General features: G+C 44.7%; 16 protein-coding genes. All 16 read right to left on the reverse strand.

The window, feature by feature from the left end; all coding sequences use genetic code 11:
• Positions 1-35: 35 nt before the first annotated feature.
• The 16 genes from AC5FEC_RS04165 to AC5FEC_RS04240 all read right to left on the reverse strand — a co-directional run bounded on the left by AC5FEC_RS04165 (position 36) and on the right by AC5FEC_RS04240 (position 15,568).
• Positions 36-788, reverse strand: a complete 753-nt coding sequence (locus AC5FEC_RS04165) for a DUF6261 family protein (RefSeq protein ID WP_493661396.1) — start codon at positions 786-788, stop codon at positions 36-38.
• A 62-nt stretch (positions 789-850) separates the two neighbouring features.
• Positions 851-1,069: a hypothetical protein gene (locus AC5FEC_RS04170; protein ID WP_217473142.1), complete on the reverse strand. Its 219-nt coding sequence runs from the start codon at positions 1,067-1,069 to the stop codon at positions 851-853.
• A 641-nt stretch (positions 1,070-1,710) separates the two neighbouring features.
• Entirely contained in the window at positions 1,711-2,553 is an 843-nt protein-coding gene (locus tag AC5FEC_RS04175; RefSeq protein ID WP_493661397.1) for an aldo/keto reductase, read from the reverse strand.
• A gap of 82 nt (positions 2,554-2,635) precedes the next feature.
• Entirely contained in the window at positions 2,636-2,827 is a 192-nt protein-coding gene (locus tag AC5FEC_RS04180; protein WP_062201882.1) for a hypothetical protein, read from the reverse strand.
• 325 nt (positions 2,828-3,152) lie between these two features.
• Entirely contained in the window at positions 3,153-4,304 is a 1,152-nt protein-coding gene (gene nagA / locus AC5FEC_RS04185; protein WP_217473145.1) for an N-acetylglucosamine-6-phosphate deacetylase, read from the reverse strand.
• Positions 4,305-4,450: 146 nt separating this feature from the next.
• Positions 4,451-6,082, reverse strand: a complete 1,632-nt coding sequence (locus AC5FEC_RS04190) for a Na/Pi cotransporter family protein (RefSeq protein ID WP_148880983.1) — start codon at positions 6,080-6,082, stop codon at positions 4,451-4,453.
• A 192-nt stretch (positions 6,083-6,274) separates the two neighbouring features.
• Positions 6,275-6,625, reverse strand: a complete 351-nt coding sequence (rbfA, locus tag AC5FEC_RS04195) for a 30S ribosome-binding factor RbfA (protein WP_037617258.1) — start codon at positions 6,623-6,625, stop codon at positions 6,275-6,277.
• Between the two features lie 325 nt (positions 6,626-6,950).
• Positions 6,951-9,752 (reverse strand): translation initiation factor IF-2, encoded by a 2,802-nt coding sequence (gene infB, locus AC5FEC_RS04200; protein WP_493661398.1) that lies wholly within the window; start codon positions 9,750-9,752, stop codon positions 6,951-6,953.
• A gap of 16 nt (positions 9,753-9,768) precedes the next feature.
• Positions 9,769-10,068 carry a YlxQ-related RNA-binding protein gene (locus tag AC5FEC_RS04205; RefSeq protein ID WP_037617261.1) on the reverse strand — a complete coding sequence of 100 codons (300 nt, stop codon included), beginning with the start codon at positions 10,066-10,068 and terminating at the stop codon, positions 9,769-9,771.
• Positions 10,061-10,357, reverse strand: a complete 297-nt coding sequence (gene rnpM, locus AC5FEC_RS04210; protein ID WP_037617263.1) for an RNase P modulator RnpM — start codon at positions 10,355-10,357, stop codon at positions 10,061-10,063. Before rnpM ends, AC5FEC_RS04205 begins: the two co-directional genes overlap by 8 nt.
• 11 nt (positions 10,358-10,368) lie before the next feature.
• A complete protein-coding gene (nusA, locus tag AC5FEC_RS04215) occupies positions 10,369-11,577 on the reverse strand; it encodes a transcription termination factor NusA (RefSeq protein WP_342341879.1) in 1,209 nt (402 codons plus the stop codon).
• A gap of 58 nt (positions 11,578-11,635) precedes the next feature.
• A complete protein-coding gene (gene rimP / locus AC5FEC_RS04220; protein WP_037617268.1) occupies positions 11,636-12,124 on the reverse strand; it encodes a ribosome maturation factor RimP in 489 nt (162 codons plus the stop codon).
• 189 nt (positions 12,125-12,313) lie between these two features.
• Positions 12,314-12,952 carry a tRNA (guanosine(46)-N7)-methyltransferase TrmB gene (gene trmB / locus AC5FEC_RS04225; RefSeq protein WP_037617270.1) on the reverse strand — a complete coding sequence of 213 codons (639 nt, stop codon included), beginning with the start codon at positions 12,950-12,952 and terminating at the stop codon, positions 12,314-12,316.
• Positions 12,949-13,743, reverse strand: a complete 795-nt coding sequence (ccrZ, locus tag AC5FEC_RS04230) for a cell cycle regulator CcrZ (protein ID WP_037617278.1) — start codon at positions 13,741-13,743, stop codon at positions 12,949-12,951. Before ccrZ ends, trmB begins: the two co-directional genes overlap by 4 nt.
• 50 nt (positions 13,744-13,793) lie before the next feature.
• Positions 13,794-14,840, reverse strand: coding sequence for an ABC transporter permease (locus tag AC5FEC_RS04235; RefSeq protein WP_493661399.1), 1,047 nt, complete (start codon positions 14,838-14,840; stop codon positions 13,794-13,796).
• Positions 14,837-15,568: an ABC transporter ATP-binding protein gene (locus AC5FEC_RS04240; RefSeq protein WP_234551006.1), complete on the reverse strand. Its 732-nt coding sequence runs from the start codon at positions 15,566-15,568 to the stop codon at positions 14,837-14,839. The genes AC5FEC_RS04235 and AC5FEC_RS04240 overlap by 4 nt, the downstream gene beginning before the upstream one ends.
• Positions 15,569-15,626: the final 58 nt, after the last annotated feature.

Consider the following 15,626-nt stretch of genomic DNA (forward strand, 5'->3'; position numbering starts at 1 on the left):
AAACCCCCTAGATTCCGATTCTAAGGGATGATGCTTTATTCTGTTTTTTCTCTTGTCTCTTCCGTTTTTGTTTTCTTATTTGTGCCGACTAGACGTCGCTTGCTGTCTCGGATGGTATTGAGATCTTTGAGGAGTTTGGTCAAGTGGGTTTTCTCCGGATAGGCTTCTGCGGAGGCTGCGGTATAGCGCATAAAGAGGTCGTAAGAGCGGGAGAGTTGCATGCGCAGCTGCTTCGTTTTACCGACTTCTTTGCTTGACTTGGCTGCGCGTGCTAAGGCTTCTACTTTATCATATTCTTCTTGAGCAGCCGTTACAGCAGTAAGCATAGGTAAGAGTCCCAGAGTAGTCACTGCTGTCTGAAAAGGTTCTTCCTTTAGGGTTTTGAGGAGACTCTTAATCTCAGCAGTGGCGACATCATTGGTATGCTTGGGGATGTCCTTATACTTGGTAAAGACTGGGGATAGACTTTCGTGTGCTGCCTTAAGATTAGCATCCTTAATCTTAGCAAAGCCCCTGTGCAGGGTGAAAAGACCAACCAGAGCACTGTCACGCTCCTTATCGACTTCCGCTAGACTCATGGATTGCTTAGTCTCCACATTAGCTAGCTGAGCTTGGAACTGCTCTAGCTTGCTATCAAAGCTCTCAAGGTGCTTCGTATACATATCCTCGTTCTTATGGGACTTGGTAAAATTCGTGAGAATCATATGAGAGTCTGCCATCAAGCTTTCAAACTCACGATGAGTAAAATTACTATAAGCTAGAGGACGAATGGTGTAGGTAGTTGTCATAATGAATCCTTTCCAAAATCGAATAGTTATCTATATAGTTACAGTTAGCGGAGAAATAAGAATCAGTCTTCAAACAAGCTGAGTTCAAAAGGACGGTGCGGATTGAAAGAAGTTTTTTTGTGTTCCTTGTCCTGCTGGATAATTCTTTCCTTAGGGTTGAGAGGATCTGACCAATCAAACTTGAGAGCTAAGATTTGCCCAAGGATAAAAACTAGCAATAAGACTAGCAAAAGATTGAACCATGAAAAATAGGTGTCTTCTGATTTTTTAGCGATGCTCATCTTCATTATCTCCTTTAACTTGATAATGTCAGTATAGCATGCCGATAAAATATTTTGTGAAAGCCGTCCTGAAATGTCATTTTTTAGGCCTGAAAGAGCATTTTTTCTAAAAAATCTTTGCTTTATAAAGTATATTTCCACCTTTTTAAAAGAAAAAGAGACAAATAGCCTCCCATCTGACTGACCTTTGGTTATCATTCTAGGTCAACTGAGGGACTATTTGTCTGTAAAAAATGAGTGATTGAGGTGTTCGATGCCTAGATTGCTAAAAAACTTTTGTAAACCATATCTTACGATGCCTAGAATACATATAAACTTTGGTAAATAGTCGCATTCGAAACCTCTACTACCTCGAAACTTTAGTAAATGGTACCGTTCGACTCATCGATTGCTTTGAAATTTTAGCAAACAGCACCAATCGAAGTCTAGATCGCCTTTCTTTTCCTCTACCTTTTCACTTTCAAGAGTTCAAACACTTTACAGAATAGTTGCAGATAATCTCCAGCCAACCAGTGGAGCTCCAAGACTGCATGGTGCTGATCTGAAACTACGACAATCTCACTGGCATAGCTAAAAAATGCGAGTTAAGTAATCGACCGACAAGCTTTCACTATCTGAACTTTGACAAAAGGACACTTTTATCAAAAATCCTTATTATCCGGATCTGGCGCCCCAGCTTCGACAGGTATGCTTTTAAGAAGTTCCATGTCAGCAGCATCTAGCTCAATGTCAAAGCAATCTAGATTACTGGCGATTCGGCTCGGAGTGACTGACTTAGGCAGGGGCAGAAAGCCCTCTTGCAAACTCCAAGCCAGAGCGACTTGGGCAATAGTCTTGCCATACTTGTCTGCGACAGCCTGCACTGCTGGATTTTGGAAAAGCTCTCCCTGACCAAAAGGTCCCCAAGCTTCTAGCAAAATACCACGCTCACGGCAGAAGTCCACCGCTTCTGTCTGATAGACGCCTGGTGCTAGGCGGATTTGATTGACAGCCGGAGTGATGCGCGCTGTCTCAAGCAGAGCCTCTAGGTGATGGGGCAGGAAATTGCTGATGCCGATAGCCCGAATCTTGCCCGCCTCATAGAGGTCTTCCATGGCCCGCCATACTTCTGCATTGCGTTTTTTCCAAGCACCATCTTCTCGCAAAGGTTTTGGATTGGGCCAGTGGATAAGATAGAGATCCAGATAGTCCAAGCCCAGCCTTTCCATAGAACGGGCAAAAGCTGCCTGAGCTTCTTCATAAGTATGATTGCTATTCCAGAGCTTGGTGGTAATAAAAAGATCCTCACGCGCAATGCCACTGTCTTTAATGGCTCGGCCAACGCTTTCTTCATTCTTATAGACCGCTGCCGTATCAATGTGCCGGTAGCCTGCCTTGAGAGCGGCCAGCACTGCCTGATAGGCTTCCTCACCATCCTGAGCCTTCCAAGTGCCAAAGCCCAGGACTGGAATTTTCACACCATTGTTTAAGAGATAGTCTTTCATCTCATGCCTCCTTGATTTTTATCTATGCACAGTTCAGCATTCTTTTATCCGGCAGAAGCTTCCTCGCCAATGCCAAGAAAGCTCATTTCCCTTTTTTCTTTTTAGGAAATTTTGGTTTGAAAATATTTTCTTTCGTTGGTGCCATGCCTTTACTGAAAAAGCTGTAGCTGATAAAGGCCAAGCCGATAAAGGTCATTAAAAAACGTTTCAAAACAAGCCCGAAAAGAAGGAAAAAAACTCCCATTACCAGAAATTTTACGTCAATCTTTTTCATATCCTACCCCCGTCTAATCATATAATCATATTATATCACGCCCCTACCAGCAATTCAAACTTCTCTCATCGCACATTTCACATCTTCTGGCTGATTAGACTACTGAAGAAAGTAGCTTGCAGCTCTTAATCTAACCTCAAAAACTAAGCAAATTCTTCAAGGAAAAATGGGAGCTCCGTTCAGAAACAGCTCTTTTGAAGCAGATATAAGGAGCGACCTAGGATTGAGCTTTGAAAGTTTGCCAAAGCCAACAAAAAGGATAGGCCATTAACCTATCCTTTCTGAAAAATATAAGGAGACTTTTTAAAACGAATGGTTTACTATTTTATACTGTAAAACGTTTTTCACCATCCAGATAAGTGGCAACCAGCTCTAAATCCTTGTCCAGAACGATAAAGTCAGCATCGTAGCCTTCCTTGATCTGGCCGCAGACATCATCAATGTGTACGGATTTTGCTGGGATGAGACTAGCCATCATGACTGCTTGGTGAGGGTTAGCAATGCCCCACTCAACCACATTTTTCAGGCCGTCTTTGAGCTGCAGGATTGATCCTGCTAAGTTGCCGGTAGATTTGAGGCGGGCCGTACCATTGGCTACGACTACTGGAAATTCTCCCAGCATGTAGTCGCCGTCGTCCAGACCTCCTGCAGTCATACAGTCAGTGATGAGAGCCACATGTTCATGGCCTTTTTGCTTGAGCAAAATATCACAGGCTTTGGGATCCACATGGTGACCATCACAAATCAGCTCTGCGTAAGTATGGGGTAACTCATACATAGCCCCAACCATACCCAGCTCGCGGTGGGTCAAGCCCCGCATGCCATTGTAAGCATGCACCCAAACACTGGCTCCCGCTTCTACTGCTGTCTTGGCTTCATCATAAGTCGCATTGGAGTGCCCCAGCGCCACTGTCACACCTTCATCAGTGATGGTGCGGACAAATTCCTCCACGCCAGCACGTTCTGGAGCGAGAGCAATCTTATTGAGTAGGCCGTTGGATGCCTTTTGCCAAGCACGAAATTCATCCATGCGCGGATCTTTCATATAGGCTGGATTTTGGGCCCCCTTGTACTTTTCGGTAAAGTAAGGCCCTTCAAAATAGAGACCGCGAATCTTGGCACCGCTAGCTTCTTGATAGCGGGCACCGATATTTTCCGTCACAGCCAAGAGCTGTTCATAGGAAGAGGTCAGCGTAGTCGGCAGAAAACTGGTAACCCCTGTCGTCAAAAGCCCTTCACTCATGGTGTGGAGGGTACCTTCGATGTTATTGTCCATGACATCGACCCCACCAAAACCATGGATATGGGTATCCACCAGACCCGGTGCGACAGAGTAGCCTGTGTAATCAATCACTTCCGCATCAGCAGGCACTTCTTGCACCAATTTCCCAAATTTTCCATCGATCAATTCCAAAAATCCACCCTTACGAATCCCTTGAGGATAGAAAAATTGATCTGCTTTAATATATTTAGGCATCTGACTGCCTCCTCTTGTTCAATTTTTTATTGACTCTATTATAACGCTTTCTGTTTTATTTGTAAATGGTCTATACCTGTTTTTTGAAAAAAATTATTATATTATTTGAACAAACAAAAAAGCAGGAAACCTGCTTTTTAAAATTCTTAAATCTGCTCGATTTGGACTTTTTCTGCCAAATTCATGGCATGGTCAGCAACCCTAGTATAGTGCGAAATAATTTCGATAAAGTTGACACCAGCCTGAGGCGTACATTTTCCTCTATTTAGACGAGAAATATGCGTCTTGCGCAGCTTGCGCTCTAGCTTATCAATCGCTTCATGTTTCGCTGTCAAATTATTCGCCAACTCAACATCATTTGTTTCCACTGAAGTTAAAGCTTCTTTGATAAACTCTAAAGTCATGTGATAAATTTTTTCTAGTTCTTCCAAGGCGGCTGGTGAGAAGGTAACCTTCTTGCGAAGCAGGTAGTCTGTCAGATTTATCAAAGCCTCTGAGTGATCCCCAATTCGCTCCAAATCTCGGCTAGAGTCTAAAATATTGGTCAGAATCTCACTTTCCTTTTGACTGAGCTGCTCACCAGAAAGTGCAATCAGATAACGAGTCAGTTCATCATCAATCGCATTGATGGCTTCCTCCGTCTTATGCCCCTTTTCAGCAGCTTTTTCTTCATGGTTAATGATATAATCATAGGCCAGTTCAAAAGATTTAAAAGCATAACCACCCATGTGAAGCAGTTCCTTTTTGGCATTTCCCAAAGCCAGAGATGGTGCCTGATGAATCAAAATCTTGTCCAGATAAAGAGGTTCGTATTTGACTGTTTCATCCTCACCCGCAATCAGCTTCGTAACCACGTAGGCTAGAACACCGATAAAGGGAAATTGGACGATGGTATTGGTGATATTAAAGGTCCCGTGGGCAAAGGCAATGGTCATTTCCGGTGACAGATGCAGCGCTGTCTCAAACCACTGAATCAGAGCCGTAAACGGCACGAGAAAAATCAAGCAGATAACTGTTCCAATGACATTAAAGGCCACATGGGCACCAGCTACGCGTTTGGCTGCGATATTGGCTCCTAAGGAAGCGATAATCGCTGTAATCGTAGTTCCGATATTGTCACCAAACAGCACTGGCAAGGCTCCTTGCAGGTCAATGAGATTGCTGGCATAAAGATTCTGCAGAATCCCAATGGTCGCTGAGGAAGCCTGAATGAGGAGGGTTAGCCCCGTCCCGACAAAGACACCCAAAATCGGATTTTTACTAAGCTGGACCATATAATCCCGAAAGACCTGCAGGTCCTTGAGGGGCTCCATGGCTCCGCTCATCAGATTGAGGGCAAAAAAGATACCGCCGACACCAAAGAGGATTCGGCCGACATTATTAACCGAGCGATTTTTGGTAAAAAAGAGGCAAACCGCGCCGACAAAGAGCAAAGGCAAAGCGTAATCACCCAGCTTAAAACCGATGATGAAGGAGGTCACAGTCGTCCCGATATTGGCCCCCATGACAATACCGATGGCCTGACGCAAGGTCAAAAGCCCCGCACTAACTAGACCGACTGTAATGACCGTCACACCTGAACTGGACTGAATCAGGGCAGTCATGCCGATACCAACCAGGACACCTAAAAAAGGATTGCTGGTGTACTTGTCGATGAAGTAGCGCAATCGGTCTCCCGCCGCCTGCTGCAGCCCATCTCCCATCATGCGGATACTGTATAGAAACAGCCCCAAGCCTCCCAAGAAGCTAAATATAATTTCTTGCCAATTAATGGACATTTCTTTTCCTCCGAAAAATAAATATCGAATATTCTCCTTTTTCTATTGTAAAGGATATTAATTAAAGTAACAAGCTTTTTTTTAAAAAAAAATATTATCTTTTTTGTTTATGTTCTTTATTCATTTTTCATAAGGCCTATTTTTCTGGAAATCAAAAGCAAAAAACCCAGCTAGTTTCAGCTGAGTTCCTGCTTATTTTTTCTCTAGATTGCGCAACATCTGATCAATCTTGTTGCCATACTCAATAGATTCATCTTTAATAAAGGTCAAATCTGGAATCTTATACATTTTAAGATTGTGCCCCAGCTCTCGCTTGATGGTACCAGTCGCCTTTTCCAGACCAAGCTGGGCTTTCTGATTGTCAGAAGCCAAGTCACTCATAATCGTGTAGTAGACCTTGGCCATGGACAAGTCACCCAACATTTGGACATCGGTGATGGTCACCCCCTGAACCCGTGGATCACGAACCTTTTTCTGCAAAATCTCATTGACTTCGCGCTTAATTTCCATTCCCACACGGTCTGCACGAAAATTATTTGCCATAGGATTTCCTTTCTAATTTTTTCTTCTGCAATATAAGCTAGGCCTAGCCTAGCTTATATTTTTAGTTTCAGTTGGATTGAGTTTGTTTCGAACTCTTTGCGAAAAGATGGATTTGCCTGAGGCTGGGACAAAAGTCCTAGCCTCTCAATTGTTTTTGGATTGTCGAGCAAGACGCAGTGGTTGAGTGGGCTCTACTACGCTGATTTCATCAGCTTTTACAGCCCTACTCAACTGTGCGGAGGTGGGACGACGAAATCGAATTCTAACGAATTACCGATTTCTGTCCCACTCTCTTATCGCATTCCTGATTTTCGCTGGAAGTTTTTTATTTTTTAATCTCTTCCATGATGTAAGCTTCAATCGTGTCATCTACTTGGATGTCATTGTAACCGTCAATCATGAGTCCACCTTCACGGCCATTGGTGATTTCCTTAACGTCATCCTTAAAGTGCTTGAGGCTGGCTAGAGCACCATCATAAATTACGACACCGTCACGGATAACACGGACCTTGGAATCACGGGTAACTTTACCATTGATAACCATAAATCCACCGATAGTTCCGACCTTGGAAACCTTGAAGGTTTCGCGGATAAGGGCTTCCCCGATGATTTTTTCTTCATACTCTGGATCCAGCATTCCCTTCATGGCATCTTCCATTTCCTCGATAACCTTGTAGATAATGCTGTGGAGACGGATTTCTACATCGTCAGCTTCCGCCTGCTGGCGCGCTTGAGAAGTTGGACGGACGTTAAAACCAATAATCAGGGCATTTGAAGCTGCTGCCAGCGTTACATCGGATTCATTGATAGCACCAACTGCTGAGTGGACGATAGTAATCTTGACACCTTCCACTTCAATCTTCTGTAGTGAAGCAGCCAAGGCTTCCACAGAACCTTGTACATCAGCCTTGATGATAACATTGACAGACTTGACTTCACCAGCTTTAAGGGTATCAAAGAGATTTTCCAGACTGACACGGTGAGTAGCTTGACGTTGTTTGAGAAGGGCACGTTTCGCACGTTCTTCACCGGCTGCACGCGCAGCTTTTTCATCTTCATAGACCGCAAAGTGGTCACCAGCCATCGGAGTTTCATTGAGACCAGTGATGGAAACTGGGGTAGATGGACCAGCCACCTTAACGCGACGGCCTAGATCATTAGTCATAGCACGGACACGTCCGAAGGTATTTCCGACAACGATTGGATCCTGCACATTCAGTGTACCTTGTTGGACAAGCAAGGTTGCAACCGCACCTTTTCCTTTATCCAGACGGGCTTCGATGACTGTACCAATCGCTCGAACAGTCGGATCGGCCTTAAGCTCTTGGATTTCAGCAACCAAGAGGACTGTTTCCAAAAGTTCATCGATATTTTGGTTGAATTTTGCTGAGATTTCGACAAATTCAGACTCACCGCCCCAAGCAGTCGATATGACACCATGCTCAGCCAATTCACCAATTACGCGCTCAGGATTTGCACCTGGCTTATCAATCTTGTTGATAGCTACGATAATTGGCACATTAGCCGCTTTGGAGTGGTTGATGGCTTCGATAGTCTGAGGCATCACACCATCATCAGCTGCTACGACCAAGATGGTAATGTCTGTCACAGACGCACCACGGGCCCGCATTGATGTAAAGGCCGCGTGTCCTGGTGTATCCAAGAAGGTAATCTTCTTGCCGTTTTCCTCAATCTGGTAAGCACCGATATGCTGGGTGATCCCACCCGCTTCACCTGTCGCTACCCGAGAGTTACGCAAGGTATCCAAGAGGGTCGTTTTACCATGGTCAACGTGTCCCATGATGGTCACAACCGGTGGACGTTCTACCAATTCATCCGGATTGATATAGCCTTCTTCCACGAAGAAACGCTCGATATCGGCAGTATCGACTTCAATCTTCTTCTTAGCTTCGATACCGTAGTCTACCATGAGGAGCTCGATAGTATCGCCGTCAAGAGATTGGTTTTGCGTTGCCATCACACCCATCATAAAGAGCTTCTTGACAATTTCAGCTGGCTCGCGCTTGATCCGTTTTGCGATTTCTGCAACGGTCATGCCATCTGTATATTCAAATTCGGTCGGCAACTCATGGAACTTACGTTCTGTAACAGGTTTTGGAGCCTGATTGTGGTTGCCCTTTCCGCGTTTATTCTTTTTGTTATTATTCCAGTTACTGTTTCTTTGATTTCTCACTTGATTTTGACTGCTTCGATTCTTTTGTTGTTTTCTTGGACCATCTTCTTCGCGTTCGAATTCATCACGCTTCTTATCTGGTCGGGCTTGTTTTTTGCGACGAGTATCTACTGCAACTGGTGCTGCAGTGGGAGCTGCAGTTGGTGCAGGTTCGGCCGGAGCAGATTTGACCGTTTCGACAACAGGTACTTCTGCTTGAACTGGCTCTTTCCGCCTATTCTGACGTTCTTGTGCTTCTCTGGCTGCCTGAGCTTGCTTGAAGCGCTCCTCGCTAGAACGCGCGTACTCCGCATTTTGCTCTGCTTTCAGAGCCGCTGCTCGCGCTTTAAAATCAATTTTAGGACCTTGATTCAACTGTGGACGATTATTTTGACCACCTCGATTACGATCCTGACCGCGGTTGTCACGACGGTCATTGCGAGCTTCATTACGACGATCTTGACGGCCGTTATTGGTGTTGCGGTCAGGACGACCTTGGTTGCGATCGCGATTGCCGCGCTCCTTCTTATCACCACTTTGTGGTTTGCGATTATTTTGCTGCTTGCGGCGCTCTGCCTGTTCCTTGGCCCTAGCTTCCCGCTCTGCCTTAAAGTTACGACTTTGCGGCCGAACTGAAACAGGTTTCGCCGGAGCTGCTGTGGCTGGAGTATCTGCCACTTTGGGCTTTTCTGGCTTAACAGCCGTAGAATCTTCCTTTTTGGCTGGAGCAGACTCTTTTTGAGGTGCTTTCTCCGGTACTGGCTGGGCAACAGGCACTTTTTCTGGCGCTGGCTTAGAGGCACCAAAGCTATCCCTGATGCGTTGACCCGCTTCTGCTTCTACGCTGGAAGAGTGACTTTTGACTTCCAAGCCCAGTTCCTTAGCACGAGCTACCACCTCTTTGCTTTCCTTTCCCAGTTCTTTTGCGATTTCGTACAATCTAACTTTAGACAATTCTTGTCCTCCTCTTCTATTGCATAAGAGACCTCATTTTCTTTGTAAAACCAGCATCTGTGACGGCAGCCACTTTTCGGGCCTTGCCAATCGCAGAGCTTAATTCCAGTGTTGAAAACACGGTTGACACTTCTATCTTGTAATAATGGCTTTTATCAGTAATCTTTTTCGTTAGATTTGGTCCAGCATCCTCAGCTAGAAAGACCAGATGGACTTTGCCTTCTTGGATGGCTTTGATGACCAATTCTTCCCCTGAAATGATACGGCCAGCCCGCTGGGCTAGCCCCAGCAAGTTTGCTAGTTTTTCTTTATTCAAGACCCAACTCTCTTCTCTTGACCTTGTGATCGACATAGGCAATCAGCTCGTCGTAGAAACTCTCTTCTACTTCCATGCTGAAACTGCGGTTGAAAACTCGCTTTTTCTTAGCCAGATGGGCTTCCTCATTATCTAGCTTAATATAAGCTCCTCGCCCATTAGCCTTGCCTGTCGGATCAATGAATACCTGACCTTCTTTATTCTTGACAATGCGCAATAAATCACGCTTGTCAATCACTTCATTTGACACAACTGATTTTCTTAAAGGGATTTTTCTTGTTTTTGCCATATCTGCCTCCCTTATTCTGCGGCTACTGCTTCACTTTCTTCCAGTTCTGCTTCAGCCAAAACTTCCTCAGTTGAGACTTCTTCTGCTGCAAAAGCTTCCGCATCTTGAGCAAAGCCTCCGAGTTCATTGGCTGCTTCCATTTCTTCAAACTCACTGGCTGACTTGATGTCAATCCTAAAGCCAGTCAAATGAGCTGCCAGACGGACATTCTGACCGCGGCGGCCGATAGCCAGAGAAAGTTTATTATCCGGTACCACAACCAAAGCTCGCTTATTATCTTCAGCATGGAAGATAACTTGGTCCACTTCTGCTGGTGCAATAGCATTGTAGATAAATTCAGCTGGATCTGCCACCCACTCGATAACGTCAATATTTTCTTCAGTCGGTATCATACGGCCACTTTTAGCGTCATATTTAGCTGGATGGAACTTGCTGGTAATCTTCTTGATATTAGCGCCGCCTCGGCCGACGATGGTTCCGATAGCATCCACATTTGGATTATGGCTGCGCACCGCTACCTTGGTCCGGTCACCTGCTTCACGCGCCACGCTCATAATTTCCACGGTTCCGTCGTAAACTTCAGGAATTTCCTGCTCCATCAAACGCTTAATCATCTCTGGATGACTGCGGCTGACAAAAACATTGACCCCGCGTGGATTGTCTTCAACCTTATAGACAAAGACTTCGATGCGGTCATGAGAGGCAAAAACCTCACCAGGAATCTGGTCTTGCTTAGACAGTTGCGCTTCGATACTGCCTAGATTGACATAGATAAAGCGATTGTCAAAGCGCTCCACCGTCCCTGACATGATTTCATTTTCATGTTCTTTATAAGTGTTGTAGGTAATGGCACGCGTCTGCTTGCGCATCTTTTCCATGATGGTCTGCTTGGCAGATTGAGCTGCTACTCGGCCAAATTCAGCTGGTGCTTCTTCAAACTTAATCTTGTCTCCCAGCTCGTAGGCAGAGCTGATAGCCAAGGCATCCTTGAGGCTGATTTCCAAGCGGCTGTCAAAGACCTCGTCCACAACTTCGCGGACAGTATAGACACGGAAATCACCTGTTTTTTCATTAAACTCAATGGCTGCGCTGTCTGCCTGACCGTAGCGGCGACGATAAGCAGAGCGAAGGGATTCTGTCACTGCTTCAATAATATCTTCTTTTTTAATACCTTTGTCCTCTTCCAAAATACGGAAGGCCTCTAGCATTTCTTTACTCATCTTCATGTAACTTTTGCCGAAACAAAAGTATTCCTTTCTTCATTATTGCTATCTATTACTAAAATTTAACGGCCAGTCTTGCTTTTGACACTAGACTATATGGAATTTCAACTTCTTTTCTGCGTGTTTTATCCATATATTCCATGAGCAAGACATCATCTTCAAATCCAAGTAAAGTTCCTTCAAAAACCTTATTTTTATCCAGTGCTTTATAAAGACTGACATGGATATAACTGCCGACTGCAGCTACCACAGCTTCCTTGGTCTTCAGCGGACGTTCCAAGCCTGGACTGGTCACCTCCAGAAAATACTGGTCAGGAAAAGGGTCTGGCTTGATAGAGTCCAACAGAGGACTGATAATATCGGTCAAATCTGCCGTATCATTGACCGTAATCCCCTCGGGCTTGTCTACAAAAACACTGAGAACATAGTCACCGCCCATCTTGCCATACTCAATATCCACCAATTCATAGGGTTCTTGGATGACTGGCTCAATGACTGCTCTTACTAATTCAACAATCGTTGCGATAAGACTGCACCTCCTCACAGATAAGAGGCGAAGATATTTCCTCGCCTCTCTTTCATATTTACTAGTTTCAGTATACCACAGCCTGCATAGAAAAGCAAGGGATATGCTTGATTTAAAAATTTCGCTTTTATCTCTCTTGGTAAAAATAGAAAAACACCGAAATTTTGGGATAATCCTTAAGTCTCACAAACCTGTCAAGACTACTATTTATTCAAACTTTGCCTCAACCCGGTAAATGACTTGACCCTTACTTGAGAATTTCTCTTCATATTCTGTCAAGACATTGTCCTCAAAGTCACTGGCATGCAAATCCAACCACACGCCTTTTAACTTCATACCATACTGAGAAAAGCTAACTAAGCTGTACTCGAAGAGGCCGCGGTTGTCTGTTTTAAAGTGAATTTCTCCATTTTCCGGCAGAATCCGCTTAAAGGTATCCAGAAAGGACTTGTAGGTCAGCCGGCGCTTCTCATGACGTTTCTTGGGCCATGGATCAGAGAAATTGAGATAAAGTTGGTCAATTTCCCCATCTTCAAAGTAGTTGGTCAAATCTGAACCATCGACCCAAAGCAACTTGATATTGGGCACATCCGCTGCCAGCACTTTATCCAAGGCATAGCTGAGTACGGATTTTTGAATATCAATACCAATATAGTTGATTGTCGGATTGGCCTTGGCCATTCCAGTGATAAAGGCTCCCTTACCGCTACCCACTTCGACATGAATAGGGTGGTCATTCCCAAAGATCTTCCGCCATTTCCCCTTAGCATCGGCTGGATTTAAGACTACATACTGCGGATTTGCCTCTAACAATTCTGTCGCACCCTTGCGATTTCTTACTCTCATTTTACCTTTCCATACTTGGAACGGAAGTTGCGTAAGGCGTAAATCTCCCGGTTCACATTCTCCAAATCATTATTCTCGTAATACTTAGCAATTTGCATCAGGTAGGAATATTGCCCAAACCAATACATTTTATTGAAAACTGTTTGATTGTACTTGTAGCCGTAGTAGGTCAGCCATTCTTGCCAGCCTGAATCCGGCACATAATGGCTCAAGATATGGGCTACATCCAGCATCCTATCGGTTAGCCGAACGGAATCCCAATCCACCAGATAAATCAAACCGCTGTCCGTTTCAATCCAATTGCTATGACGAACATCTCCGTGAACGATGGTCGCATAATCCTCCCGAAAGGCTGGCACTGTTTGGCGCAGTTCACGGATAACTGACTGCAGATATTGATTGTTCCTCAAAACTGCAGGTGCTTGATTTAGCCAAGCATTCAGTAAATCAATCGGAGTTTCCAAAGTATAGCCCAACTTTGTTAATTGTGTCATTAAGGGCCGCGAACGATGCAAACGCGTTAAAATATTGACTACTTGCTTTTTAGACATATCATTTGGTGTCAGGATCGTGCCCGCAAGCCACTCCTGCCCACTTATAACATTACCATCCGGTAAGCGGCGGCTCCATAAAAGCTGCGGTGCAATTTGTTCCCTGGCTAAGCCTGCTAAGATTGGGGTTGTATTCATCTTGACGAAAACGCGCCCCCCGTCTGGATAAGTCCCCATATAGGCCTTTCCACTCTTACCAGCTATTGGTGTCAGGGTTAGCTCATTATCAACCAAGTCCATGATTCCCCTCCGTAAAAAGTTTCCTATCTATTTTACTAGTTTTACCTCTTTTAGTCAACCAATCTATTTAATTTAAATGGCAAATATAAAAGATACAATAATACTGTAACTCCAAGGATTGGCAGTACAGCGACTTTATCTTGGAAAAAGAGCAAAGCCACTAGTGTTTCAAAAAGCAAGACACTATGTCCAACCGCTGTAATAATCTGCCTCGCTCCCTTAATCTTATCTTTTCTGTCAAGCGGGAACAGCTGGGTAAGATACTGATAATCAAATGCTTCATAAAGAGCAAGCAACTGAAAGAGCAAGAGATAATTGAAGAGGACAACAAAACCTGCAGCAATCCAAGACTGGCTGACAAAAATGATCGTTAGCAGAGCTAACAGCAGAAGTCGCAGGGTCAAAGGAAACAAGTCGCCATTGCGCAGATAGGAGCGCAAAAACATATTCTGCCATGTCTTGCTATGCTGTTTGCTCACGAGTCTTGTCAAACCATCCAGATACTCCCGACGCTTGACACTGTTTGAAATGCCCTTGACATTGGTAAAGAGAGCAAAGAAACGCAGGAGCTTCTGCTTGCGTCCCTCCTCAGCCGCAATCGCATACTGCCAATTGAGGCGACCCGCCATAAAAAAGTGGCCTCCCTTGCCTTGAAATAAAAACCATTTTAGCAGCAGCATAAGCAGGCAGTAGAGCCCAAAGCCCCAGATTGGTAAGCCCAGAGCCAGAAAAAGCGGAGCCAACAGCAACAACATTCCAGTCTGTAAGACTGCGTACAAAAGATAAGAACGCCAAATCTGCTCCTTGATAAAATCAATCACTGCCTGCTCCTGCACTAGCAAAAAGAGCATATCTGGCTTTTCTAGATAGGTCGCAATACGCCCAAAAGGCAGGATAAAAAGCGAGAGAACAATCAAACTGGCAATGATTGGTAAGTGATTCGTCGGAAAATGCCGTAGCAGCTGACTGTACTGGACACCTAAAAATCCCATGAAGACCAGCAGAAAAAGGACAAAATGATCATTAAGCACATAACGCAGGTATTTCAGACACTGCTGACGGAAATCCTGCTTTCGTTTGGCAAATACTTCTTTCATACCGCAGCCTCTTCCGTCAAGGCCAGATAGATGTCATTGAGACTAGCTTCTGGCATCTGAAATTGTCCTCGCAACTCAGCTAGATTGCCCTTGGCACGCACCTGTCCTTTATGCAAAATCACAAAGCTATCGCACATCTTCTCAGCTGAATCCAGAACGTGGGTACTCATGAGGATGGACTTCCCTTTTTTCTTTTCCTCATCCAAGAGCTGGATAAGGTCTGCAATGGCCACCGGATCCAGCCCCAAAAAGGGCTCATCCACGATAAAAAGACTAGGATCTACCACGAAAGCACAGATAATCATAACCTTCTGCTTCATCCCCTTAGAGAAATGAACCGGAAACCAGTCCAACTTTTCCTTCAGTCGGAAGATAGTTAAGAGGCGCTCCACGCGCTCAAATGCAACTTCCTGCTCTATATCGTAAGCCATGGCCACTGTTTCAATATGCTCACGCAGGGTCAGCTCTTCGTAGAGACTAGGTGTCTCTGGGATAAAGCCAATCTTCTTGCGGTAGGCACTGGGATTTTCCCGCAGCTGTAAACCGTCAATCCGAATCTCTCCCTTGTAGGGCGTCAGAAAGCCGATGATTTCATTGATCGTAGTAGACTTGCCAGCACCATTAAGACCAATCAGACCAACCAATTGACCGTCGCCAACCTCAAAACTGATATCTTTTAAGACAGGAATATTGATATAGCCTCCTGTAAGACCCTTGATTTCTAACATATTTTCTCCAAATTCTGGTATAATGTTCTTATACTTTAAATTATAACAAAAACTAGCG

This window comes from Streptococcus sp. STC1396 (assembly GCF_058933875.1).